Raw genomic sequence first — 22345 nt, 5'->3', positions numbered from 1 at the left:
CTGCGAAGTCGCTCCGGAGGGCGCCGGGCGGGATCCCCGCGGCCGCTCGGCGACACGCCCGCGGGACGCGCCCCGTCCCTACGGCAGCACCACCACCTTCGTGCCGACCTTCACCCGGCCGTAGAGGTCGATGACGTCCCGGTTCGTCATGCGGATGCATCCCGAGGACACCGCCGCCCCGATCGTCTCGGGCTCGTTCGAGCCGTGGATGCGGTAGAGCGACGAGCCGAGATACAGCGCCCGGGCGCCGAGCGGGTTGTCCATGCCGCCGGCCATGTAGCGCGGAAGGTCCGGGCGGCGCCTGAGCATCTGCTCGGGCGGGCGCCAGGCCGGCCATTCCTTCTTCATCGTCACGGTCTTGGTGCCCGACCAGGAGAACCCGTCGCGGCCCACGCCGACGCCGTACTGGATCGCCTCCTGGTTCGGCAGGATGTAGTAGAGCCGCCGCTGGCTGGTCGAGACCACGACCGTGCCGGGCTTGTAGGGGCTGTTCCAGCCGATGGTCTGGCGGGGCACCGCCTGCTGGCGGAAGACCGTCAGGAAATCGGCGAGCGGCCCGCTGTCGAGCAGGCTGGCGGCGTGGCCGGGCATGGTGCCGGCCAGGGCCAGCAGGGCGGCGCCGCAGAGCGGCGCCAGGATGCGAGGCGTCATCGTCCCCTCCTCCGCGGGAGCGCCGCCGGGCGGCGCGGAAGCGCCGGGATGGCCGAGGGGAGTCGGGCCGGTCAACCCAGGCGCGTACGTGCGCCGGCAGGTGACGCTTTCCCGCCACAGGCTCACGCGGTCGCGGCGGCGCCGGTCAGGAAGGTCAGGAGGGCGCGGTTCACCTCCGCCGCTTCCTCGTGCTGGACCCAGTGCGTGGCCTCCGGAAAGTGCCGGATCTCCCCCGCGGCGCAGCGCGCGAGGCTGGCCTCGGCGAGCCCCGCTTCGAGCGCGGTGTCCCGCTCGCCCCACAGGATCAGAACCGGCGGTCGGACGGGATCCGGGAGCGGGCGCCGGGGCAGGCGCAGCCCGCGGTACCAGTTGAGCATGCCGGTGAGGGCTCCGGGCTCGCTCCAAGCCCGGGCGTAGCGGTCGAGCGCGGCCGCGTCGAAGGTCCCGGGGCGGCTCGATCCCGCTAGCGCGCGGCGCAGCAGCGCGAAATCGCCCGCGCGCAGCAGCGCCTCGGGCAGCCAGGGCAGCTGGAACAGGCCCATGTAGCTGCTGCGCAGGATCTGGGTCGGATGGCGCCCGACATAGCCGAAGAACACGTCCGGGTGCGGCGCATTGAGGATCGCGGCGCGCTCGACCCGCTCGGCGTACCGGGCCGCGCATTGCCACGCCACGACGCCTCCCCAATCGTGACCGACGAGCCGGATCCTGTCCCGCGCGAACGCGTCGGCGAGGCCGATCACGTCCGCCGCCAGCTCGTCCAGGTGATAGGCTCCGAGATCCTTCGGCTTGCCGCTCGCCCCGTAGCCGCGCTGGTCGGGCGCGACCACCCGCAGGCCCGCGGCGGCGAGCGGGCCGATCTGGTGGCGCCAGCCGTACCAGAATTCCGGGAATCCGTGCAGCAGCAGCGTGAGCGGCCCGTCCGGCGGCCCGGCCTCGGCGAGGTGCAGCACCGTCCCGCGGACCCGGATCGCCCGCGTCGTCACCTCAGGCAGGTCTGTCAGCACGGGTTCCTCCACGGCGGCCGGCTCCGCAACGAGAACGGGGTGCGCCGCCTCCGGATCCGGCGGCCGCCCCGATCCTCCGCCGGGCAGCGCGGGCTCCTCTGCGGCACGTCGCCGGCCTGATCGGCCCTCGTCCGCGGCCGGCGTCAACCGGCCGTTCAGCACAGCGCGTGGCTTCTCTGCATCAGCTGCCACCAATCCCTTGACGAGACCTTCGAGGCACTTGCCCCGAGCAATGGCGCGAGCCTATATTTGGCGTTGCAGCACGGCGATGGCGTCGTCGTTCTGCTGCCCTCTTTGGGCGTTTCCTCCCTAGACTTGGGCCACACCGCGCGTGTGGCCTTTTTTCTTTGGGGGTCGTTCTCCGGCCGGCGAGGGCGCGCCCCCTTGCCCGAAACGCCGAACAAATATAGAACAAGAGCGATCCCACCGGCTGTGTGTTCCGGGCACAGGCGGCCCGTCGGCCTTGCCGGTGCGGATCCGTTCGGCCCACCCTCGCGCCGTCCCGCGGACGGTGCGCGGCCCAGGGCCGGGCGCGGCAGCCCGAGAGAGATGGACGGCAAGGAGAGCGTGATGGCGGGCAGCGTGAACAAGGTGATCCTGGTGGGCAATCTCGGGCGCGACCCCGAGGTGCGCCGCCTCGCCTCCGGCGACCCGGTGGTGAATCTCCGGCTCGCGACCTCGGAATCCTGGAAGGACAAGCAGTCCGGGGAGCGCAAGGAGAAGACCGAGTGGCACTCGGTCGTGATCTACAACGAGAATCTGGCCCGCGTGGCCGAGCAGTACCTGCGCAAGGGCTCTAAGGTCTACGTCGAGGGGCAGCTCCAGACCCGCAAGTGGCAGGACCAGTCCGGCGTCGAGAAGTACACGACCGAGGTGGTGCTGCAGCGTTTCCGGGGCGAGCTGACGATCCTCGACGGGCGCGGCGGCGGCGAGATGGGCGCGGCCGACGACATGGGCGGCGGTCAGATCAGCCGCGGCGGCGATTTCGGCGGCGGCGGCCGCTCCTCGGGCGGCGAGCGCCGGCCGGCCCCGGCGGGCGGCGGCCAGAAGCGCTACGACGACCTGGACGACGACATCCCGTTCTAGCGCATGTGCGACGAAGGGGATGCCGGTTCGTCGAGGACGATGCGGCGGGATCGCTGACCAAGATTACTGACCAAGCTCAATGACTTGGAGCCGCGCCCGATCGCAACCGGATCGGGCGCGGCTCCGGGATCTCGGCCACGCGGCGTCGCGGCCCATCGCGGCGCGGCCACGACCACGACCCGGATCCGTCGGTCCGGGCCGTCGCGTCCGGCGGGGCGCGCAGCGGCCGGATCCGGGTTGCGCGGGGGACCCGGAAACCCCATCTAAATCATTGCTGGCGCATCCATTCCGGCCACTGCCGCGCTGCTGGCGGCGGCACCCGAAATCGGCTAGTTTCCCCGTGGCCCCGTCGGCCCCCGCGAGAGTGTGACCTTGGCAGAGAAAGACGAGACTGGCGCTCCCCCGCCCGCCAGCGACATCAAGCCCGTTTCCATCACCGACGAGATGCGCCGCTCCTACCTCGATTACGCGATGAGCGTGATCGTGAGCCGGGCGCTGCCGGACGCGCGCGACGGCCTCAAGCCCGTCCACCGGCGCATCCTCTACTCGATGTACGAGAACGGCTACCTGCCGGAACGCAAGTACGTCAAGTCGGCGCGCATCGTCGGCGACGTGATGGGTCAGTATCACCCGCACGGCGACCAGTCGATCTACGACGCGCTGGTCCGCATGGCGCAGGATTTCGCCATGCGGCTGATGCTGGTCGATGGCCAGGGCAATTTCGGCTCGATCGACGGCGATCCGCCGGCGGCGATGCGCTACACGGAATCGCGCCTCGCCAAGCCCGCCATGGCGCTGCTCGAGGACATCGACAAGAACACGGTCGACTTCAACCCGAACTACGACGAGTCGAAGGACGAGCCGGCGGTGCTGCCCGCCCGCTTCCCGAACCTCCTCGTCAACGGCGCCGGCGGCATCGCGGTCGGCATGGCGACCAACATCCCGCCGCACAATCTCGGCGAGGTGATCGAAGGCTGCATCGCGCTGATCGACGATCCCGCCCTCACCATCGAGGGCCTGAACGAGATCATCCCGGGTCCCGACTTCCCGACCGGCGGCCAGATCCTCGGCCGCGCCGGCACCCGCGCCGCCTACATGACCGGCCGCGGCTCGGTGATCATGCGCGCCAAGTCGCACGTGGAGGAGATCCGCAAGGAGCGCGAGGCGCTGGTCTTCACCGAGATCCCCTATCAGGTGAACAAGGCCTCCCTGGTGGAGAAGATCGCCGAGCTCGTGCGCGACAAGCGCATCGAGGGCGTGTCGGATCTGCGCGACGAATCCGACCGCGACGGCATGCGCATCGTGGTCGAACTCAAGCGCGACGCGATGGCGGACGTCGTCCTCAACCAGCTCTACCGGTACACGCCGCTGCAGACCTCCTTCGGCTGCAACATGGTGGCGCTGAACGGCGGCCGCCCTGAGCTCCTCAACCTCAAGGACCTGATCCAGGCCTTCATCGACTTCCGCGAGGAGGTCGTCTCCCGGCGCACCAAGTTCCTGCTGAGGAAGGCGCGCGAGCGCGCCCACGTCCTGTGCGGCCTCGCCATCGCGGTCGCCAACATCGACGAGGTCATCCGGCTGATCCGCACCTCGCCGGATCCGAACAGCGCCCGCGAGGCGCTGATGGCCCGCGACTGGCCGGCCGTCGACATCGCGCCGCTGATCGCCCTCGTGGACGATCCGCGCCACCGCGTCGCCGATGACGGCACCTACCGGCTGTCCGACGCGCAGGCCCGCGCCATCCTGGACCTGCGCCTGCAGCGCCTGACGGCGCTCGGCCGCGACGAGGTCGGGGACGAGCTGAAGCAGCTCGCCGACGAGATCGCCGACTACCTCGACATCCTGCGCTCGCGCGCGCGCATCCTCGGCATCGTCAAGGCCGAACTCGCGGAGGTGCGGGCCGAGTTCGCGACCCCGCGCAGGACCGAGATCCAGGACTGGGACTCGACCGTCGAGGACGAGGACCTGATCCAGCGCGAGGACATGGTCGTGACCGTGTCGCACGCCGGCTACATCAAGCGGGTGCCGCTCTCGACCTACCGGGCGCAGCGGCGCGGCGGCAAGGGCCGCTCCGGCATGACGACCCGCGACGAGGATTTCGTCACCCGGCTCTTCGTCGCCAACACCCACACCCCGGTGCTGTTCTTCTCCTCGCAGGGACAGGCCTACAAGGAGAAGGTCTGGCGGCTGCCGCTCGCGGCCCCGAACGCCCGCGGCAAGGCGCTCGTCAACATCCTGCCCCTCGACACGTCGGGCGAGCGGATCACCACGATCATGCCGCTGCCGGAGGACGAGGCGTCCTGGGAAACGCTCGACGTCATGTTCGCGACGGCGAGCGGCCACGTCCGGCGCAACAAGCTGTCCGACTTCGTGCAGGTCAACCGCAACGGCAAGATCGCCATGAAGCTCGACGAGGGCGACCACATCGTCCATGTCGAGATCTGCACCGAGGCCGACGACGTCCTGCTGACGACGGCGGCGGGGCAGTGCATCCGCTTCCCGGTCACCGACGTGCGGGTGTTCAAGGGCCGCGACTCGACCGGCGTGCGCGGCATCAACCTCGGCAGCGGCGACCGGGTGATCTCCATGACGATCCTGCGCCACTTCGAGGCCACGCCGGAGGAGCGGCAGGCCTATCTGCGCCGGGCCAACGCCGACCGCCGGGCGACCGGCGAGGCGATCGAGCTGCCCGCGACGCCGGAGGCGGACGGCGAGGAGACCGCGGCCTCGATCGACCTCGATCAGGAGCGCTACATCGCCATGGGGGCGGCGGAGCAGTTCGTGCTGACCCTCTCCGAGCGCGGCTTCGGCAAGCGCACCTCCTCCTTCGAGTACCGGATCTCCGGGCGCGGCGGCAAAGGCATCAAGGCCATGGAGGTGAACACCCGCAACGGCCACCTCGTCGCCTCCTTCCCGGTCGAGACGAGCGATCAGATCATGCTGGTGACCAATGGCGGCCAGCTCATCCGCGTGCCGGTGGACGACATCCGCATCGTCGGGCGGGCCTCCCAGGGCGTGACGGTGTTCAACACCGCCAAGGACGAGCGCGTCGTCTCGGTCGAGCACATCGAGGGCGAGGGCGAGAGCGAGGAGGAGGGCGAGGGCAATTGATCCCCGCCCCCTCGCCGCCGAGGCCGATCAACCGCGCCGCTCCGGCCGCCGAAGCGGGGCTCGCCGCGTCCTCGCGCGCGACGCCCGGCATGGCTCATGCCGGTCCGGGGGCGAGCACGGGACCGCGCCGTGAGGGGTGGGGTCACACCGGCGGCCCAGCATGCGGACGCGTCGGGCCGTCGGCCCTTACCAATCGTCGGCACCAAGCCCAGGGCTCGGCGGCGATTCGCGAACGGAACCAACGGTCCTGGGCCATGACCGCCGGTCTCGCCTGCCCGTACTGACCGCGCCCTCTCCGCTCCGGCTGCCCGCTCAACCGCGCCAGAACGGCTTCGCGCATTCCGCCTGCCGTCGATCCTCGTCGAGGCCGATATCCGCCAGGAGGTGCGGGCTCAGGTCGCGCAGCTCCCAGCGGGTGCGGTGGTGCCGCAGGCAGAGCACGAGGAGCGCGCGCAGCCGCGCGCGCAACGGAGCAGCGAGCGGCGCGGGGTGGGTCCTGTCGGGCTGGATCACGGCGGGCTGGCTCATAGCGGGCTGGCCCATAGCGGGCTGGCTCCTGGCCTCACCCTGCCGCCGGCCCGCGCCCGATGCTGCGGCCGCGGCCGAAGCGTGGCGCGTCCTCCCGTGCTACCTCTCGGGCAGGAGGGCTTCCGGATGGTCACCACCGCCACGATCGCGCAGCTCGGCGCCCTGATCGGCGATCCCGCCCGGGCGGCGATGATGCAGGCGCTCATGGACGGGCGCGCGCTCACGGCGGGCGAACTCGCCGGGGTCGCCGGGATCACGCCCCAGACCGCGAGCGGCCACCTCGCGCAGCTGACCCGGGCCGGCCTCCTCGTCGTCGCCCGCCAGGGCCGCCACCGCTACCACCGCCTCGCCGGTCCGGCCGTCGCGCACCTGATCGAGGGCCTGATGCAGGTCGCCGGGGAGGCCGCCCCCGGGCCCCCCACCGGACCGCGCGACGCGCGCCTGCGCCTCGCCCGCACCTGCTACGACCACATCGCCGGGCGGCTCGGCGTCGCGCTCGCCGAGGCCCTGGCCGCGGCGGGCTGGATCGAGATCGCGGAGGAGGCGGGGCTCGTCACGCCGACCGGGCTGGCCCGGCTCACGGCCCTCGGCGTCGCCCTCCCGGTGACCGGCCCCGCGCGCGGTGCCCCCCTGTGCCGCCCCTGCCTCGACTGGAGCGAGCGGCGGCCGCACCTCGCAGGGCGCCTCGGCGCCGCCCTCTGCGCGCACGGCCTCGATCAGGGCTGGATCCGGCGCGAGGCCGGGTCGCGGGCCCTGCTCATCACGCCCGAAGGCCGGCGCGGCTACCGCGAGGCCTTCGGGGTCGCGCTGCCCTGAGGCGAATCAGGCGGCCTCCCCCGCCTTGCCGGCCACGGCGAGCGCGAAGGCGTAGATCAGCGCCACCTCTTCCAGCCGGTCGAAGCGCCCGGCCGCGCCCCCGTGCCCCGCCTCCATGTTGATGCGCAGCAGGACCGGACCGCCCCCGGTCATGGTGGCGCGCAGGCGCGCCACCCATTTCGCGGGCTCCCAGTAGGTCACCCGGGGATCCGTCAGGCCCCCCAGCGCCAGGATCGCCGGATAGGCGGCGGCCCGCAGGTTGTCGTAGGGCGAGTAGGACAGGATGGTCTCGAAGGCCTTCGGGTCCGCGCCCGGATTGCCCCATTCGGGCCATTCCGGCGGGGTCAGCGGCAGGTCGCCGTCGAGCATCGTGTTGAGCACGTCCACGAAGGGCACGTCCGCCACGATGCCGGCGAAGAGCTCGGGCGCGAGGTTGGCCACCGCCCCCATCAGCATCCCGCCCGCGCTGCCGCCATGGGCGACGATCCTGCCGGCCGAGGTATAGCGGGCCTCGATCAGCGCGCCGGCGCAGGCGACGAAATCCGAGAAAGTGTTCGGCTTCTTCTCGCGCTTGCCGTCGAGGTACCAGCGCCAGCCCTTCTCGGTGCCGCCGCGGACATGCGCGATGGCGTAGACGAAGCCGCGGTCCACGAGCGAGAGCGGGTTGGTGCGGAAGCTCGCCGACATCAGCGAGCCGTAGGAGCCGTAGCCGTAGAGGAGGAGCGGCGCCGTGCCGTCGAGCGGGCAGTCGCGGCGGTGGAAGAGCGAGATCGGCACGCGCTCCCCGTCCGGCGCGGTCGCGAACAGGCGGCGGGTCACGTAGCGCGCCGGGTCGTGGCCGCTCGGCACCTCCTGGCGCTTGCGCAGGCGCCGGGTGCGGGTCGAGAGGTCGTAATCGTAGATCTCCGCCGGCGTGGTCAGGGACGAGTAGACGAAGCGCGCCTCGTCGGTGTCGAAGGCCAGGCCCGGCAGCAGGCCGAGCGAGTAGGCCTCCTCCTCGAAGGCCACCGCGTGCTCGTCGCCGGCCGCGTCCCGGACGATCAGCCGCGGCCGCGCATTCTCCAGTTCCAGCCGCACGAGGTGCCGCGCCAGCACGTGTAGGAAGCGGATCATCACGCCCGGGCGGTGCGGGATGAGGTCGCGCCAGTTTGCCCGGCCCGGATCGGCGAGCGGCGCCACCACGATCTTGAAATCCTCCGCCCCGTCCGCGTTGGTGCGGATGAAGAGCTCGTCGCCGCGGTGCTCCACCGAGTAGATCAGCTTGTCGGTCCGCGGCGCGACGGTCCGGTAGAAGGTGCCCGGCCGCGCCCTGTCGATCAGGTGGACCTCGGAGGTCTCGTGGTCGTTGGCCGTGATGGCCAGGAAGGCGCCGGACTGGGTCTCCTCGATGCCGACGAAGAAGCCGGAATCGGGCTCCTCGTAGACCGTCTCGTCGTCGACCTGGGGGGTGCCGAGCCGGTGCAGCATCACCTTGGCCGGCCGGTGGTTCTCGTCGACGGCGACGTACCAGAAGGCCGCGCCGTCCGCGCTCCAGACCGCCTCCCCGGTCGTCGCCAGGACGGCGTCCTCGCGGTCCCGGCCGGAGGCGAGGTCGCGCACCCGGATCGTGTAGAGTTCGGATCCCTTGGTGTCGGCGCTCCAGGCCAGCAGGCGATGGTCGTCCGAATGGGCCACGCTCGACAGATCGAAGAAGGCGTGGCCCTCGCCCTCGCGGTCGCCGTCGATCAGGATCTCCTCGCCCTCGCCCGCGAGGCGCTCGACCGGCACCGCCTCGATCCCGGCGGCGGGACGGCGGCAGACCAGGGGATGCTGCCCCCCCTCCCGGTGACGGGTGTAGTAGGCGAAGGGACCGTCGACGTTGGGGACGCTGCTCTCATCCTCGCGGATCCGCGCGCGCATCTCGGCGACGAGGGTCTTGCGCAGGGACGCGGTCGGGCCGAGCGCCGCCTCCGCGTAGGCGTTCTCCGCCTCCAGGTAGGTCCGGATCTCCGCCGGCAGGGCCGCCGGATCCTTGAGCACCTCCCGCCAATTCGCCGCCTTCAGCCAGGCATAGGGGTCCTCGACGGTGCGCCCGTGAACGGTGAAGCTGTGGGGCCGCGCGGGCGCCGTCGGGGAAGGCAAGCTCGGCCGAAGGGACGAAGTCATGGACATTACCGCGTGAGAGGCAATCGGTGCCGGAGGCCATCGGTGCCAGAGTCAACCGGTGCCAGAATCAACCAGTGCCATGTGCCGCCGGAGGCCCGCCGGTGCAAGCCGTGCGACCGCATGCCCGGACGGCTCACCCGCTTCCTCGCGGAAACGGCTGCCTTCGCGCGAGCGGGATCAGGCTGCCAGCCGCGCCGCGTCGGAGCGGATGCGCTCCATCATGGCCCGCGCGCCGTTGGAGCGCTGCGCGGTCAGGTGCTCGGAGAGGCCGAGCTGCTGGAACAGGCCGAGCGCGTCCGCCCGCGCGGCGTCCACCGCCGTGCGGCCGTCGAAGAAGGCGATCAGCACGGCGACCACGCCCTTGGTGATGTGCGCGTCCGAATCGCCCAGGAAATGCAGGCGGGGCGTGCCGTCCGATCGATCGACCAGGGTCTCGAGCCAGACCTGGCTGACGCAGCCCCGCACCTTGTTGGCGTCGCTCCGCGCCTCGGCGGGCATCGGCGGCAGCTTGCGGCCGAGTTCCATCAGGTACTGGTGGCGGTCCTCCCACTCCTCCAGGAACGCGAAATTGTCCACGATCTCGGCGATGGGCGGCAGCATGGCGGGAAGGGTTCCGGGTCGATGGCCGGGATATAGGGACGAGCGGCCGGCCACGCCACCCGGACGTCACGCGGGCACCGGCAGCAGCAATTCGAGGGGCGCCTCGGCGGTCGCCTCGCCGGACGCCACGATCTCCGCCTGCCCGGCATAGGCCGCGATCAGCCGCGGGCCGAGCTTCGGCGGCGCGACGGTGACCGCGCCGTTGCCGATCCCGCCCGAGATCACCCGGACCCGGACCGGCTCGCCGGGCGGGGCGTCGGGGATCAGCACCGAGGTGAAGCAGGTCGCGCTCTCGGGCGTCGCGTCGAGGCCCTCCGCCACCACCTCGGCCAGGATCATGCCCAGCGCGTTGGCGGTGCGCGGCTGGAGCAGGGCCGAGCGCTCCGCCGCCACCTCGACCACGATCCGCCCTGCCCGGCGCAGCTGCGCGAGGCCGCGGCCGAGCCGCTGCAGGTACTCGGCGAGATCGATGCTGGCGATGGCCGGCGCCTCGTGCAGGTGCTGCTGGACCAGCGCGATCGCCCGCACCCGCTGCCCCAGCGCGTCGAAGGCCGGCCGGCACGGCTGCGGCGCCGCGCGGCCGTAGAGGCCGATCAGGCTCACCATCACCTGAAGGTTGTTGCGCACGCGGTGGTAGACTTCCGCAAGCAGCGCCTCCTTCTCGGCCGCGGCGTGGGCGGCGTGCTCCTCGGCCCGGCGCCGGTCGGTGATGTCGAAGCAGGTTCCGCAATAGCCCTGGAAGGTGCCGTCCTCGAAGAGAGGCGTGCCCTGGCCGAGCATCCAGCGGAAGTCGCCGTCGTGGCGGCGCAGGCGGTACTCGGAGGTGAAGCTGGTGCGGTCCGTGTGGGCCGCCGAGACCAGGTCGTCGTGGGCGCCGCGATCCTCCGGGTGCACGCCGTCCCGCCAGCCGTGGCCGAGCTCCTCCGCCGCCTCGCGGCCCCGGAAGGCGAGCCAGGCCGGATTGACGTAGATGCAGCGCGCCTGCGGGTCGGTGCGCCAGATCGGGAGCGCCGCTCCCTCCGCGAAGAGGCGGAAGGCCGGGCTCACGGCGGCAAGCGGGTCGGCCGCCCCGGTCGACGATGTGTCTGCGGCCATGTCCGTTTTGCCCGCTCTGCCGGTTGTCTCCTTCGGAGCGCGGTCAACGTGCCGGCCTCCCCGCCGTTCCGTGCGTGTAACAGGCGTTAACGCTGGTTGACCGCGAGGCGCCCCGGACCGACTGCGGCGATCATCAACAGCGCCCCGATGATCGAGAGATTTTTCAGGGCCTGAATCTGATTGGTGCGCACGGCTTCTCCAGTCATGGCCCAGAAATTGTGGAAGAACACGACCGTCAGCACGGTGAAGGCGGCGAGCGCGACGGCCGCCGCGCGGGCGTAGAGGCCGAGCGCGATCAACGCGCCGAGGCCGAGTTCGGCCGCGATGGTGAGGTAGGCGAGGATCTGGGGCGCCGGCAGGCCCTTGCCGGCGATCGCGGCGGTCACGCCGCCCGGGTTCATGAGCTTCCCGAAACCGGACCAGAGGAACAGGGCCACCACGCAGAGGCGGGCCACGAGCAGCACGGCGTTGGTCATCGGGACTCCTCCGGATCGGGGCCCGGATAGGAGCCCGGTCGCCGCACCGTCAAGCTCGGGTAGGACCGCTCAGCGGCCGCCCGTCCAGTCGGCCGGGTTGCCGCGCAGGCTGCGGGTCGCCGCCTCGTCGCCCGGCTGGTAGCGCGAGAGGTCCGCGGCGCGGGCCGAGATCCAGTCGGTGTGCCGGGCGATCGGGGTCACGGCGGTGAAGCCCCCGCAGGCCGTGCGCACGCGGCCCTGCTGGGCGGCGCCGCTCGACCAGCTCACGACCCCGACCAGCTGGTAGCTGCCCGCGCTGCCCTTGAGGATCGGGCCGCCGGAATCCCCCAGGCAGGCGCCGGCCCCCGCCGTCTCGGCGAGGCTGCGGCGATCCGCCACCACGGTCACGGTGTTGGCGACCTGGAGGTCGCCGAGGGACACGAGCCGGGCCTGGCGCAGGACCCGGGCGGTGCCGCGCCGGTTCTCGGCCACGACCCCGTAGCCCGCGATGGAGACCGGATCCCCGGCCGAGATCCCGCCGCCGCCCCGCAGCGTCAGGGGCTGGAAGTCCGGCCCGAGCCGCTCGCTGAGCTTGAGGATGGCGAGATCGGTGCCCGGCTGATCCTCGGGCGTGGTCCCGGACACGAAATCGGGATGCATCGCCGCCGCGACCGCGCGCAGGCGCCGCTGGCGGAAGCCGCGGTCGGTCACGACGACCCAGTAGCCCGCCCGATGCATGACGCAATGCGCGGCGGTCAGCACCAGATCCTGGTCGATCAGGGAGCCGGAGCACATCTCGCCCGTGGTGCTCTCGATGCGCACGACCGAGCCGCGCAAGCCGTTGGGGTCGCGCTCGATCTCGCCGAGGACGACGGCCCCGGCTCCACCTGCGCCGAACAGGGCGGGAAGGCTCGCGGCCGCGGCGGCCAGGACGGACAGGAATCGGGTCGAGACGAAGCGCATGTGGTGAACTGTGAGGCCTCCGGCCACGCTCGACAAGGGAAGTCTCGCCGCCGGCTTCCGGTTCCGAAACAATCCGCGCGCAGCGTAAACAGGATCGTGAGGCGTCCGACCGCGAAGTCGAAGCGTCCGCCTTCCCGTGTACCGGGCGAGAACCGGTCATTCCCAGCGCGCGACGACGCTCCAGCGCGACAGGATCCCGTCGATCCAGGCGCGCTGTGGCCCGAGAAGCACGCCCTGGGAGAAACCGCCGCAACCTCCCGGACCGCTGGTCCAGGTCGTGACCGCGACGACGCGGTCCGCGGCGGTGATCGGTCCGCCGGAATCGCCCTCGCAGGCGCCCGCGACCCCGTCCGCCGCCCGCAGCCAGACCAGGATCCGGCTCGGCCCGTGCGGTTCGACGGCCGGCAGCGCCGCGACCCGGTAGGTGCCGCTGCTGCGCGGATCGCGCGGACGGGCGAGGCCGTAGCCGCCGAGGGTGAGGGCGGCCCCGGCCCGGGGCGGGGCGGCGGAGAGCGGCGCCGGGGCGAAGCGGGCGGGCAGCGGGGCGGGCAGGCGCAGGAGCGCGAGGTCGATCGAGCGGCGGCGCCCCGCGACGGCGCCCGGGTCGAAGCCGGGATGCACCGCCGCCTCGGCGAGCGGCAGCAGCACGGGCTCGCCCGCGCCGTCGCGGAAATGCACCCGGTGCTCCGCGCCGGGCGCGGCGCAATGGCCGGCCGTGAGAACCACGGTCGGGGCGAGCACGACGCCGCTGCAGACGCCGCCGCGGGAGGAGAGCACCATCACGGCCGAGCCCGCGAGCGGGCCGCCGGGATCGTCCCGCCCGCCGATCACCGCCGCGGCGGGTGCCAGGGCGGCGAGCCAGCAGGCCGCCGCGGCCGGCGCCAGGGCGGCGAGCCGGCCGGCCACTGCGGCCGGCGCCAGGGCGGCGAGCCGGCCGGCCGCCGCGAGGAGGGAAAGGAGCGTCGCTGAGGGCATGGCGGGGCGCCGACGGGCTGCGGGAAGGTCCGGACCCCGCCTCTGCACCGTCGCGGGCCCGGTCGTCCACAGCCGGTTGCGGCCGTTCCCCGCCGCGAGGGGGCTCGTCAGTTCGGTCCCGTGGCGAACACGCCCGCCACGACCGCGTCGGGGACGAGGCATCCGGTGCAGACCGAGGCGATCGCGCGGTTGGCCCGCGCGGTGATGCGCGCCTCGAAGGCGGCCCGCGCCGCCGCGGCCTGCGCCTGCGCGTCGGCCGACCCGCCCGCGCCGATCTCGCTCTGCGGGCGGATGCGCAGGAAGAGCGGCGCCTCGCCCTCCTGCGCGCGGGCAGCCGGCACCGCCAGCACCGCGCAGGCGAGGGCCGCGGCCCACCGCCGGACGGCCCCGCGCCCGGATCCGTTCCCCGTCTCCGCCATGCCCCCTCCCCCGCCGATCCCGACCAAGCTCGGCCCGAGCGCTTAACCAATCGCTAACCTTGACGGATCCCTCGGTGCGTCTCGGCACGGCCGGCCGCGGCGTGGCGGGCCGACGCCCCGCCATTCAGGCCGCATTCAGTGCCTCGGCGAGATGGTTCGGCCATGCGACACGCGGTTGCCATCTCGGCCCTGGGGGCTGCCGGGCTCATCGGAGCGATGGGCTGGTACGCGCTCGCCCAGGACAGGGCGGAGACCGGGACCGTGGCGGCGCCGACGCAGACGACCCGGCTGTCGCAGGCGGGGCAGACCTGCCTGTCGCCCGGGGACCTGCGCGAGGCCGTGGCGGAGAAGCGCGTCGTCGAGCCGGTGGCGGCGATCCGGGCCGCGCAGGCGGCGGTGCCGCGGGCCGACATCGTGCGCGCCAATCTCTGCCGCCGCAACGAGGCGCTGGTCTACATGCTCACGGCCTTGCGCCGGGACGGGCAGTTCGTGCACGTCGTGGTGGATGCCCGGTCGGGTCAAGTGGCCGGCCAGTGGTGAGGCCCCGGACGCCGCGTCCGGAGCCGAGTGTGGTGAAGCGCAGCGAGGCCTGCCGTGCGTCTGCTCATCGTCGAGGATGACCGGGATCTCAACCGGCAGGTGGTGACCGCCCTGGAACAGGCGGGCTACGCGGTGGACAAGGCCTTCGACGGCGAGGAGGGCGCCTATCTGGGCGAGACCGAGCCCTACGACTGCATCATCCTCGACATGGGCCTGCCCAAGCAGGACGGCGTGACGGTGCTGTCGGGCTGGCGCCGGGCCCAGGTGAAGACCCCCGTCATCATCCTGACCGCCCGCGACCGCTGGAGCGACAAGGTCAACGGCTTCGACGCCGGGGCCGACGACTACGTCACCAAGCCCTTCCACATGGAGGAGCTGCTCGCGCGGGTGCGGGCGATCCTGCGCCGGGCGGCCGGCCACGCGTCGAGCCAGATCAGCGCCGGGCCGGTCACCCTCGACACCCGCTCGGGCCGGGTCTTCGTGAACGGCAGCCCGGTCAAGCTCACCTCGCACGAGTACCGGCTGCTCTCCTACCTCATGCACCATACCGGCCGGGTGGTGTCGCGGGCGGAGCTCACCGAGCACCTCTACGACCAGGATTTCGACCGCGACTCGAACACCATCGAGGTCTTCGTCGGGCGGCTGCGCAAGAAGCTCGCCGTCGACCTGATCCAGACCGTGCGCGGCCTCGGCTACCTGATCGATCCGGGCGGCGGGTCTGGCGCGAGCGGCGCATGAACGCGCCCGCCCGCGGCGTCGCCGGCAGCGTCGGCCCGGAGACCGAGGCCGCCGCCCCGGCCCGCGCGCCGGCCTGGCGCCCGTGGCGGCGGCGCTCGATCGCGGTGCGCCTCGCGGTCTCGGCGCTGCTGTCGAGCGCCCTGATCCTGCTGATCGCGGGCCTCATCCTGTCGACCCTCTACCGCGAGACGACGGAGCGCGCCTTCGACAGCCGCCTCATCGTCTACGCGAACGACCTCGCCACCAACCTCGTCTCGCCCGGCGACAGCGAGGGAAGGGCGCTCGGCACGCTCGGGGATCCGCGCTTCGACCTGCCGCTCTCCGGCTGGTACTGGCAGGTCGGCCGCCCGAACGCGAAGCCGCGCGACATCCGCACCTCGCGCTCCCTGGTCGGGGTGCCGCTGCCGCCCCCGGACAACGCGGTGGGCGAGGCCGGCGCCGGGCAATTGCGCAAGGGCTACGGCCGCGCCCAGGACGAGCGGCCGCTGCGGATCATCGAGCGCACGGTCGATCTCGGCGAGGAGGGCCGCTACGTCGTGCGGGTCGCCGGCCCCTCGGACGAGATCGAGTCCGACATGCGCCGCTTCAGCATGGCGCTGGTCACCACCTTCTCGATGCTCGGCCTGTCGCTCGGCCTCACGACCCTGCTGCAGATCCGATTCGGTCTCGCCCCGCTCACCAAGCTGCGCGCGGCGCTCGGCGCCATCCGCCGCGGCGAGGCCGACCGGATCTCGGGCGATTACCCGCACGACATCGCCCCGCTCGCCGGCGAGGTGAACCTGCTGATCGAGACGAACCGCGAGATCCTGGAGCGGGCGCGGACCCAGGTCGGCAACCTCGCCCACGCCCTCAAGACCCCGCTGAGCATCATCGTGAACGAGGCCGAGGCGGTGGACGCGTCGAGCGAGCTCGCCGGCAAGATCCGCGAGCAGGCCGCGATCATGCGCGACCAAGTCAACTACCACCTCGACCGCGCCCGCGCGGCCGCGCTCGCCGGCACGCTCGGCACCTTCACGGACGTGGAACCGGTCGTGGCGGCGCTGATCCGCACCTTCGGCAAGATCTACCGGGACAAGACCCTGGCCTTCGACGCCGCGATCACCCCGGGCCTGCGCTTCCGGGGCGAGCGGCAGGATCTGGAGGAGATGATCGGCAACCTCGTCGACAACGCCTCGAAATGGGCGGCGGGCCGGGTGGCGATCCGCGCGGAGGTGATCGGCCAGGGCGAGTACCCGCACCTGATCGTCACCGTCGAGGATGACGGGCCGGGCCTGCCGCCCGAGGCCCGCGTCGCGGTGCTCAAGCGCGGCCGGCGGCTCGACGAGACCAAGCCGGGCTCGGGGCTCGGCCTCTCGATCGTCGCCGACCTCGCCACGCTCTACCGCGGACGGCTGCGCCTCGAAGCGGCGAGCCTCGGGGGTCTGCGGGCGGTGGTCGAGATCCCGGGGGATGCGAGCCCCAAGGCCTGAGCGCGGGGCCGGAGCCGTCGCGCGCCGCCGCGTCGCAGTGGGTCCCGGCGCCTCACCCGCGCGCCAGCGCCTCGCGCGGGATGGCGTTGATCCGCACCTGCCGGCCGGGGCCGCTCACCCGGGAGCGGTCGATCACGTCGGGGTCGCGCCGCAGCGCGTGACCTGGCGCTCGGGCGCATCGAGCCGGGCGCGGCGTCCTCGCCGCACCGACGCTGAACGCGCCACCATGATCCGACCGGTGTCGCGGCGCGAGGGAGCGCGCCGGGGCGGCGATCTCGCCGCGCAACCGGCCGGCGCGCGACGCGGACAGGCGGCTTGCGCGAAGCACGGCCGCGCTACTCCGCGGCCTGGAGGCCGCGCGCCTCCCCGCGCTCGGCCGCGAGCGAGACGGCCCAGATCGCCAGCCCGCCGAGCGCGAGCGCCGCGCCGACATAGCCGGTCGCCGGCAGGCCGAAGCCCCGCGCCAGCACGAGGCCCGCGAGCCAGGGGCCGAGCGCGTTGGCGACGTTGAAGGCCGAGTGGTTGAGCGCCGCCGCCAGCGTCTGCGCGTCCTGTGCCACGTCCATCAGGCGGGTCTGCAGGATGGTCGAGAGCCCGCCGCCGCAGCCGATCAGGAACACCACCGGGGCCAGGGTCCACAGGCTTGCGGTCGCGGCCGGGTAGAGGGCGAGCGCCGCCGCGCTCCAGACCAGCGTGGCCCCCGCGGCCGGCATCTGGAACCGGTCGGCGGCCCAGGCGCAGACGAGGTTGCCGATGGTGAGGCCGAGCCCGAACAGGCCGAGCAGCACCGGCACCGTCCCGGGCGCGGCCCGCGCGACGCCGAGCAGCGTCGAGGCGAGATAGGTGTAGACCGCGAACAGCCCGCCGAAGCCGATCGCCCCGGTGGCGAGGGTGAGCCAGACCTGGCCCCGCCGCAGCGCCCCGAGCTCCCGCAGGGCGCTCGCGCCGGGGGCGGCCGGGCCGAGCGGCGCGAGGAGCCGCACCAGGAGCGCGGTGAGGAGGGCGAGCCCGGCCACGAGGGCGAAGCTCCAGCGCCAACCGATCCAGAGGCCGACGAGGTTCGCGAGCGGCACGCCCACGATGGTGGCGACCGTGAGCCCGGCGAGCACGCGCGCCACCGCCTGCGCGCGGCGGGCGGGCGCGACCAGGGAGGCGGCGACCAGGGCCGCAACGCCGAAATAGGCGCCGTGCGGGAGGCCGGCCAGGAAGCGGCAAGCCAGCATGCTGGGGTAGCCCGGCGCCAGGGCCGAGAGGCCGTTGCCGAGCGCGAAGAGCAGCATCAGGCCGATCAGGAGCGTGCGCCGCGCGATCCGGGCCGCCAGCACGGCGATGACCGGTGCCCCCACCACCACGCCGAGCGCGTAGGCGCTGATCACGTGGCCGGCGGTCGGCGCGTCGATGCCGAGATCCGGGGCGAAGTCCGGGACGAGGCTCATCGCGGCGAATTCGGTCGTGCCGATCGCGAAGCCGCCCGTGGCGAGCGCCAGGAGCGCGAGACCGGGACGGCGCGCGCGCGGATCTGCCGCCGCGGGGCGGGCGGGATCGGGGAAGGCGGAGGGCATGCGGCTTGGCCGGCTCCGAGGAACGAGGGTCCGGCAGGGGACCGGGGCTCCGCGGCTCCAACGTTGCAATGCAGCACGCGTTGCGCAATGCAGCGTTTAGGACCCGACAGAGCAGCCCTGCGCCGCGCGGGGCTCTCCTCATCGCGTGACGACGTGTCGCCGCGCCGTCCGATCGTGTCCGGCGGTTCCGGCGGCTAGACGATCGACATGACGGCGATCTGGTTCCTCTTCGCAGCAATGACCGGGGCGGCGGTGCTCGCGCTGCTCTGGCCGCTGTCGCGCCGCCCGAACCCGGCCCTGCCGGAGGCGGGAGCCGAATCCCTCCTCGCCACCGAGACCGGCTTCTACGAGGACCAGCTCCGCGACATCGAGCGCGACCGGGCCCGCGGGCTCATCGGCCCCGGCGAGGCCGAGGCGGCCCGCGCGGAGGCGGCGCGGCGGCTGCTGCGGGCGAGCCGCACGCTCGGCACAGCGGACGCGCCGCGGGTGGGCGAGCCGGCCCTGCGGCACCGCCGCGCGGCCTCGGCCTTCGCCCTCTCGACCGTGCCCCTGGTGGCCCTGATCGTCTACGGCCTCTACGGCGCGCCGAGCCTGCCCTCGCAGCCCCAGGCTGAGCGCCTCGCCGCGGCGCGCGACTCCGCCCGCGACCCGGCCGGCCGCGACTCGGCCACCCGCGACTCGGCCACCCGCGATCTGGCGTCCGGCATCGCGCAGATCGAGACTCACCTCGCGAAGCACCCGGAGGACGGCCGCGGCTGGGAGGTCCTGGCCCCGGTCTATCTCCGCCTCGGCCGCACCGAGGACGCCGTGAGGGCCTACGAATCGGCCCTCCGCCTGCTCGGCGACAGCGGGACCCGCCTCGCCGATTACGGGGAGGCGCTGGTCGCCTCGGCGGACGGCATGGTGTCGGGCCAGGCGCGCGGCGCCTTCGAGCGCTCGCTCGCGGCGGATCCGAGCGGGGTCAAGCCGCGCTTCTACCTCGCGCGGGCGGCCGAGCAGGACGGGGACCGCGCGCTCGCCCTCTCGCGCTACGCGGCGCTGGCCGAGGCCTCCCCGGCCGACGCGCCCTGGATGCCTCTGTTGCGCGAGAGCATCCAGCGCCTCGGCGGCACGCCGCCCGCGGGCGGGCCCAGGCCCGAGAGCGGGGCGAGGCCCGAGGGCGAGGCGAAGCCCGAGGGCGGGGCGAAGCCTGCCCTGCCCGGGAGCGGCGGGACGCCGCCGGGCGAGGCCGGACCCGGCCTGTCCGAGGAGCAGCGCGGCGCGATCCGCGGCATGGTGGCGGGGCTCGACCGCCGCCTCGCCGCGCAGGGCGGCAGCCCCGAGGAATGGGCGCGTCTCGTGCGCTCCTACGGGGTGATGGGCGAGCGCGACAGGGCGGCCGAGGCCCTCGCCCGCGCCCGCGCGGCGCTCGGCGGAGAGGCCGGCCCGGTCGAGGCGGTGGCGCGCGAACTCGGCCTCGCGGCGCCCTGACGCCGCGGATTTCCGTCACCTTTCGAATGCTCTAGAGTGGCGCGCATGAGAACGAGCCGGGAGAAGCTCCGGATGATGCCGATCCGTCGTACCGGAGAGCCGCCGGAGGCCCGCCCGTGACCCGCAAGCAGCGTCGGCTCGTCTTCATCGGCACTTGCGGGGCGGTGCTCGCGGTGGCGCTGGGGCTGGTGCTCTGGGCGATGAGCGGCACCATCGTGTTCTTCCGCTCCCCGAGCGAGATCGCCCGCGAGGCCGTGGCGCCGGGCGTGCGCTTCCGCCTCGGCGGCCTCGTCGAGGCGGGCTCGGTCGTGCGCGGGCCCGACAGCCAGGTCACCTTCGCGGTCACCGACAACGCCGCCCGCCTGCCGGTGCGCTACCGGGGCCTGTTGCCGGACCTGTTCCGCGAGGGTCAGGGCGTGGTGGCGGAGGGGGCGATGGAGCCGGGCGGCGTGTTCCGCGCCGACACGGTGCTGGCCAAGCACGACGAGACCTACATGCCGCGCGAGGTCGCGGACGCGCTCAAGAAGTCGGGCCGCTGGCAGGAGGGCGCCGGCCATCCGGCGCCGGCTCCGCCGCGCACGGCGAGCGGCGAGGCGCGCGCGCCCTGAGCGCCGCCCGGGCGGATGGCGGCGGGTTGTCCGTGCGGCGAAACATCGTGGCGGCGGGCGCGCGCAAGCGGACTACAAGGCGGCGGGGGCCGGGATGCGGCCCGGGATACGAATGAGGCGAGGCCCTTGCTGATCGAGGCTGGTCACTACGCGCTGGCGCTCGCGCTCGCCCTCTCGCTCGCCCAGGCGGTGATGCCGGCCTGGGCCGCCCGCGCCCGCGACCCAATCCTGCGCAGCGTCGCCGTTCCGGCCGCGCTCGCGACCTTCGCCTGCATCGCCTTCGCGTTCGCCGCCCTCACGCTGGCGCATGTGCGCTCGGACTTCTCGGTCCTCAACGTGTTCGAGAATTCCCACTCGCTCAAGCCGCTCGTCTACAAGATCTCCGGCGTCTGGGGGAACCACGAGGGCTCGATGCTCCTCTGGGTGCTGATCCTGGCGCTGTTCGGGGCGATCGTGGCGCTCGCCCGCGATTCGGTTCCGGCGGCCCTGCGGGCCAACACGCTGGGCGTGCAGGCCACGGTCACCTTCGTGTTCCTGCTCTTCATCCTGACGACGTCGAACCCCTTCGCGCGGCTCGACCCCGCCCCGGCCGAGGGACGCGACCTCAACCCGATCCTCCAGGATCCGGGCCTCGCGATCCACCCGCCGCTCCTCTACCTCGGCTATGTCGGGTTCTCGATCACCTTCGCCTTCGCGATCGCGGCACTCCTCGAGGGGCGCATCGACGCGGTCTGGGCCCGGGCGGTGCGGCCCTGGACGCTCCTGGCATGGTGCTTCCTCACGGTCGGCATCGCGATGGGCTCGTACTGGGCCTATTACGAGCTCGGCTGGGGCGGCTGGTGGTTCTGGGACCCGGTCGAGAACGCCTCGCTGATGCCCTGGCTCGCCGGGACCGCGCTGATCCACTCCACCGTCGTGATGGAGAAGCGCGACGCGCTCAAGGTCTGGACGGTGCTGCTCGCCATCCTGACCTTCTCGCTCTCGCTGCTCGGCACGTTCCTGGTGCGCTCGGGCGTGCTCACCTCGGTCCACACCTTCGCGACCGACCCGGCGCGCGGCACCTTCATCCTCGCCATCCTGGTCCTGTTCATCGGCGGCTCGCTGGCGCTGTTCGCGTGGCGGGCGCCGCTGCTGCGCCAGGGCGGGATCTTCGCGCCGATCTCCCGCGAGGGGGCGCTCGTCCTCAACAACCTCTTCCTGTCGGCGGCCTGCGCCACGGTGCTGGTCGGCACCCTCTACCCGCTGGTCCTCGAATCCCTGACCGGCGAGAAGATCTCCGTGGGGGCGCCGTTCTTCAACCTCACCTTCCTGCCGCTCGCGGTGCCCCTCCTCCTGCTCGTCCCCTTCGGGCAGACCCTGGCCTGGAAGCGGGGCGACCTCGGGGCGGCGGCGCAGCGCCTGCTGATCGGCGTCGGTGCCGGGATCGCGGCGACGCTCGGGATGATCGCCCTGCGGCGCGGCGGGCCCGCGGCGGCGCCGCTCGGCATCGGTCTCGGCGCCTACCTGGTGGTCGGCGCCGCCATGGAGATCGCGACCCGCGCCAAGGGGCGCTCCCTCGGCCTGTCGCTGCGCCGCGCCGCCGGCCTGCCGCGCTCGGCCTGGGGCACCGCGATGGCGCATGCGGGCGTCGGCCTCACGGTGATCGGCATCGCCGCCCAGGCCTGGAGCGTCGAGGCGCTCGCCACGGTGCCGCGGGGCGGTCAGCTCACGGCCGGCCCCTACACGGCGACCCTGAGCGGGATCGTGCCGCGCACCGGGCCGAACTACACCGAGACCGTGGCCCAGCTCGCGATCCGGGGACCGGACGGCGCGCTCGTCGGCACGCTGGACCCCGGCAAGCGCTTCTTCGGCGCCCGCAACATGGCGGTGAGCGAGGCGAGCCTGCTGACGATCGGGGTGAGCCAGGTCTACGCGAGCGTCGGCGAGAGCCAGGCGGACGGCGCGCTCGGCATCCGCCTCTACTACAAGCCGCTGGTGCTGCTGATCTGGCTCGGCGCCGTGGTGATGGCGCTCGGCGGCGGGCTCTCCCTCACCGACCGGCGCTTCCGGATCGGCGCCCCTGCCCAGCGCCGGGTGCCCGCCGAGTCCGCGCCGGTTCCGGCGGAGTAGG

The 22345-nt window shown here is 73.3% G+C and carries 20 protein-coding genes; 9 read left to right on the top strand and 11 right to left on the bottom strand.

All coding sequences use genetic code 11. From position 1 onward, the window contains the following. Nucleotides 1-78 precede the first annotated feature (78 nt). Both QA634_RS22330 and QA634_RS22325 read right to left on the bottom strand, forming a co-directional pair. Nucleotides 79-651: a L,D-transpeptidase gene (locus tag QA634_RS22330; RefSeq protein WP_012334180.1), complete on the bottom strand. Its 573-nt coding sequence runs from the start codon at nucleotides 649-651 to the stop codon at nucleotides 79-81. Nucleotides 652-773: 122 nt separating this feature from the next. Beyond that, nucleotides 774-1655 carry an alpha/beta fold hydrolase gene (locus QA634_RS22325; RefSeq protein WP_012334179.1) on the bottom strand — a complete coding sequence of 294 codons (882 nt, stop codon included), beginning with the start codon at nucleotides 1653-1655 and terminating at the stop codon, nucleotides 774-776. A gap of 570 nt (nucleotides 1656-2225) precedes the next feature. Between QA634_RS22325 and ssb the strand changes: the two genes are divergently transcribed. Continuing rightward, nucleotides 2226-2741: a single-stranded DNA-binding protein gene (gene ssb / locus QA634_RS22320; RefSeq protein WP_012334178.1), complete on the top strand. Its 516-nt coding sequence runs from the start codon at nucleotides 2226-2228 to the stop codon at nucleotides 2739-2741. A gap of 372 nt (nucleotides 2742-3113) precedes the next feature. Continuing rightward, nucleotides 3114-5852: a DNA gyrase subunit A gene (gene gyrA / locus QA634_RS22315; protein WP_043701489.1), complete on the top strand. Its 2739-nt coding sequence runs from the start codon at nucleotides 3114-3116 to the stop codon at nucleotides 5850-5852. 312 nt (nucleotides 5853-6164) lie between these two features. Here gyrA and QA634_RS22310 read toward each other — a convergent pair whose 3' ends face one another. Continuing rightward, a complete protein-coding gene (locus QA634_RS22310; RefSeq protein WP_012334176.1) occupies nucleotides 6165-6395 on the bottom strand; it encodes a DUF1127 domain-containing protein in 231 nt (76 codons plus the stop codon). 111 nt (nucleotides 6396-6506) lie between these two features. Here QA634_RS22310 and QA634_RS22305 point away from each other — a divergent pair, with 111 nt between their 5' ends. After that, the gene (locus QA634_RS22305) at nucleotides 6507-7196 is read left to right on the top strand and encodes an ArsR/SmtB family transcription factor (RefSeq protein WP_012334175.1); all 690 of its coding nucleotides are present in this window, start codon (nucleotides 6507-6509) and stop codon (nucleotides 7194-7196) included. A 6-nt stretch (nucleotides 7197-7202) separates the two neighbouring features. Here QA634_RS22305 and QA634_RS22300 read toward each other — a convergent pair whose 3' ends face one another. The 7 genes from QA634_RS22300 to QA634_RS22270 form a co-directional block, all read right to left on the bottom strand. Beyond that, the gene (locus QA634_RS22300; protein ID WP_012334174.1) at nucleotides 7203-9347 is read right to left on the bottom strand and encodes a S9 family peptidase; all 2145 of its coding nucleotides are present in this window, start codon (nucleotides 9345-9347) and stop codon (nucleotides 7203-7205) included. A gap of 171 nt (nucleotides 9348-9518) precedes the next feature. Next, a complete protein-coding gene (locus tag QA634_RS22295; protein ID WP_012334173.1) occupies nucleotides 9519-9941 on the bottom strand; it encodes a SufE family protein in 423 nt (140 codons plus the stop codon). A 66-nt stretch (nucleotides 9942-10007) separates the two neighbouring features. Next, complete coding sequence (locus QA634_RS22290) at nucleotides 10008-11036, bottom strand: PAS domain S-box protein (RefSeq protein WP_012334172.1); 1029 nt, start codon at nucleotides 11034-11036, stop codon at nucleotides 10008-10010. An 86-nt stretch (nucleotides 11037-11122) separates the two neighbouring features. Further along, nucleotides 11123-11512, bottom strand: a complete 390-nt coding sequence (locus tag QA634_RS22285) for a DoxX family protein (protein ID WP_012334171.1) — start codon at nucleotides 11510-11512, stop codon at nucleotides 11123-11125. Nucleotides 11513-11581: 69 nt separating this feature from the next. Next, nucleotides 11582-12454 (bottom strand): S1 family peptidase, encoded by an 873-nt coding sequence (locus tag QA634_RS22280; RefSeq protein WP_012334170.1) that lies wholly within the window; start codon nucleotides 12452-12454, stop codon nucleotides 11582-11584. Between the two features lie 156 nt (nucleotides 12455-12610). After that, complete coding sequence (locus QA634_RS22275) at nucleotides 12611-13429, bottom strand: trypsin-like serine protease (RefSeq protein ID WP_012334169.1); 819 nt, start codon at nucleotides 13427-13429, stop codon at nucleotides 12611-12613. A gap of 107 nt (nucleotides 13430-13536) precedes the next feature. Then, the gene (locus QA634_RS22270; protein WP_012334168.1) at nucleotides 13537-13848 is read right to left on the bottom strand and encodes a hypothetical protein; all 312 of its coding nucleotides are present in this window, start codon (nucleotides 13846-13848) and stop codon (nucleotides 13537-13539) included. Nucleotides 13849-14010: 162 nt separating this feature from the next. Here QA634_RS22270 and QA634_RS22265 point away from each other — a divergent pair, with 162 nt between their 5' ends. From QA634_RS22265 to QA634_RS22255, 3 genes are read left to right on the top strand one after another with little or no spacing between them, the layout of a single operon-like run. Next, on the top strand, nucleotides 14011-14388 hold the full coding sequence (locus QA634_RS22265; protein WP_026190474.1) for a PepSY domain-containing protein: 378 nt from the start codon (nucleotides 14011-14013) through the stop codon (nucleotides 14386-14388). 54 nt (nucleotides 14389-14442) lie between these two features. Beyond that, on the top strand, nucleotides 14443-15126 hold the full coding sequence (locus QA634_RS22260) for a response regulator transcription factor (RefSeq protein WP_012334167.1): 684 nt from the start codon (nucleotides 14443-14445) through the stop codon (nucleotides 15124-15126). Beyond that, nucleotides 15123-16595, top strand: a complete 1473-nt coding sequence (locus QA634_RS22255) for a sensor histidine kinase (RefSeq protein WP_012334166.1) — start codon at nucleotides 15123-15125, stop codon at nucleotides 16593-16595. The genes QA634_RS22260 and QA634_RS22255 overlap by 4 nt, the downstream gene beginning before the upstream one ends. Nucleotides 16596-16930: 335 nt before the next feature. Here the strand turns inward: QA634_RS22255 and QA634_RS22250 are convergent, their stop codons facing one another. Then, the gene (locus QA634_RS22250; protein ID WP_012334165.1) at nucleotides 16931-18157 is read right to left on the bottom strand and encodes an MFS transporter; all 1227 of its coding nucleotides are present in this window, start codon (nucleotides 18155-18157) and stop codon (nucleotides 16931-16933) included. Between the two features lie 207 nt (nucleotides 18158-18364). Between QA634_RS22250 and ccmI the strand changes: the two genes are divergently transcribed. The 3 genes from ccmI to QA634_RS22235 all read left to right on the top strand — a co-directional run bounded on the left by ccmI (nucleotide 18365) and on the right by QA634_RS22235 (nucleotide 22344). Continuing rightward, entirely contained in the window at nucleotides 18365-19627 is a 1263-nt protein-coding gene (gene ccmI / locus QA634_RS22245; RefSeq protein WP_012334164.1) for a c-type cytochrome biogenesis protein CcmI, read from the top strand. 116 nt (nucleotides 19628-19743) lie between these two features. Continuing rightward, a complete protein-coding gene (gene ccmE, locus QA634_RS22240) occupies nucleotides 19744-20235 on the top strand; it encodes a cytochrome c maturation protein CcmE (protein WP_012334163.1) in 492 nt (163 codons plus the stop codon). A gap of 126 nt (nucleotides 20236-20361) precedes the next feature. After that, complete coding sequence (locus QA634_RS22235) at nucleotides 20362-22344, top strand: heme lyase CcmF/NrfE family subunit (protein ID WP_012334162.1); 1983 nt, start codon at nucleotides 20362-20364, stop codon at nucleotides 22342-22344. Nucleotide 22345 lies beyond the last annotated feature (1 nt).

Origin of the sequence: Methylobacterium sp. CB376, from assembly GCF_029714205.1 — a bacterium.
Classification (GTDB): Bacteria; Pseudomonadota; Alphaproteobacteria; order Rhizobiales; family Beijerinckiaceae; genus Methylobacterium.
This window is presented reverse-complemented; position numbering and strand designations above follow the sequence as displayed.

What these genes read in the sequence shown, in the direction of transcription:
- QA634_RS22330 (WP_012334180.1), bottom strand. Translation starts at nt 651, where the DNA reads ATGACGCCTCGCATCCTGGCGCCGCTCTGCGGCGCCGCCCTGCTGGCC.
- ssb (WP_012334178.1), top strand. Translation starts at nt 2,226, where the DNA reads ATGGCGGGCAGCGTGAACAAGGTGATCCTGGTGGGCAATCTCGGGCGC.
- QA634_RS22310 (WP_012334176.1), bottom strand. Translation starts at nt 6,395, where the DNA reads ATGGGCCAGCCCGCTATGAGCCAGCCCGCCGTGATCCAGCCCGACAGG.
- QA634_RS22305 (WP_012334175.1), top strand. Translation starts at nt 6,507, where the DNA reads ATGGTCACCACCGCCACGATCGCGCAGCTCGGCGCCCTGATCGGCGAT.
- QA634_RS22300 (WP_012334174.1), bottom strand. Translation starts at nt 9,347, where the DNA reads ATGTCCATGACTTCGTCCCTTCGGCCGAGCTTGCCTTCCCCGACGGCG.
- QA634_RS22295 (WP_012334173.1), bottom strand. Translation starts at nt 9,941, where the DNA reads ATGCTGCCGCCCATCGCCGAGATCGTGGACAATTTCGCGTTCCTGGAG.
- QA634_RS22290 (WP_012334172.1), bottom strand. Translation starts at nt 11,036, where the DNA reads ATGGCCGCAGACACATCGTCGACCGGGGCGGCCGACCCGCTTGCCGCC.
- QA634_RS22285 (WP_012334171.1), bottom strand. Translation starts at nt 11,512, where the DNA reads ATGACCAACGCCGTGCTGCTCGTGGCCCGCCTCTGCGTGGTGGCCCTG.
- QA634_RS22280 (WP_012334170.1), bottom strand. Translation starts at nt 12,454, where the DNA reads ATGCGCTTCGTCTCGACCCGATTCCTGTCCGTCCTGGCCGCCGCGGCC.
- QA634_RS22275 (WP_012334169.1), bottom strand. Translation starts at nt 13,429, where the DNA reads ATGCCCTCAGCGACGCTCCTTTCCCTCCTCGCGGCGGCCGGCCGGCTC.
- QA634_RS22270 (WP_012334168.1), bottom strand. Translation starts at nt 13,848, where the DNA reads ATGGCGGAGACGGGGAACGGATCCGGGCGCGGGGCCGTCCGGCGGTGG.
- QA634_RS22265 (WP_026190474.1), top strand. Translation starts at nt 14,011, where the DNA reads ATGCGACACGCGGTTGCCATCTCGGCCCTGGGGGCTGCCGGGCTCATC.
- QA634_RS22255 (WP_012334166.1), top strand. Translation starts at nt 15,123, where the DNA reads ATGAACGCGCCCGCCCGCGGCGTCGCCGGCAGCGTCGGCCCGGAGACC.
- QA634_RS22250 (WP_012334165.1), bottom strand. Translation starts at nt 18,157, where the DNA reads ATGCCCTCCGCCTTCCCCGATCCCGCCCGCCCCGCGGCGGCAGATCCG.
- ccmI (WP_012334164.1), top strand. Translation starts at nt 18,365, where the DNA reads ATGACGGCGATCTGGTTCCTCTTCGCAGCAATGACCGGGGCGGCGGTG.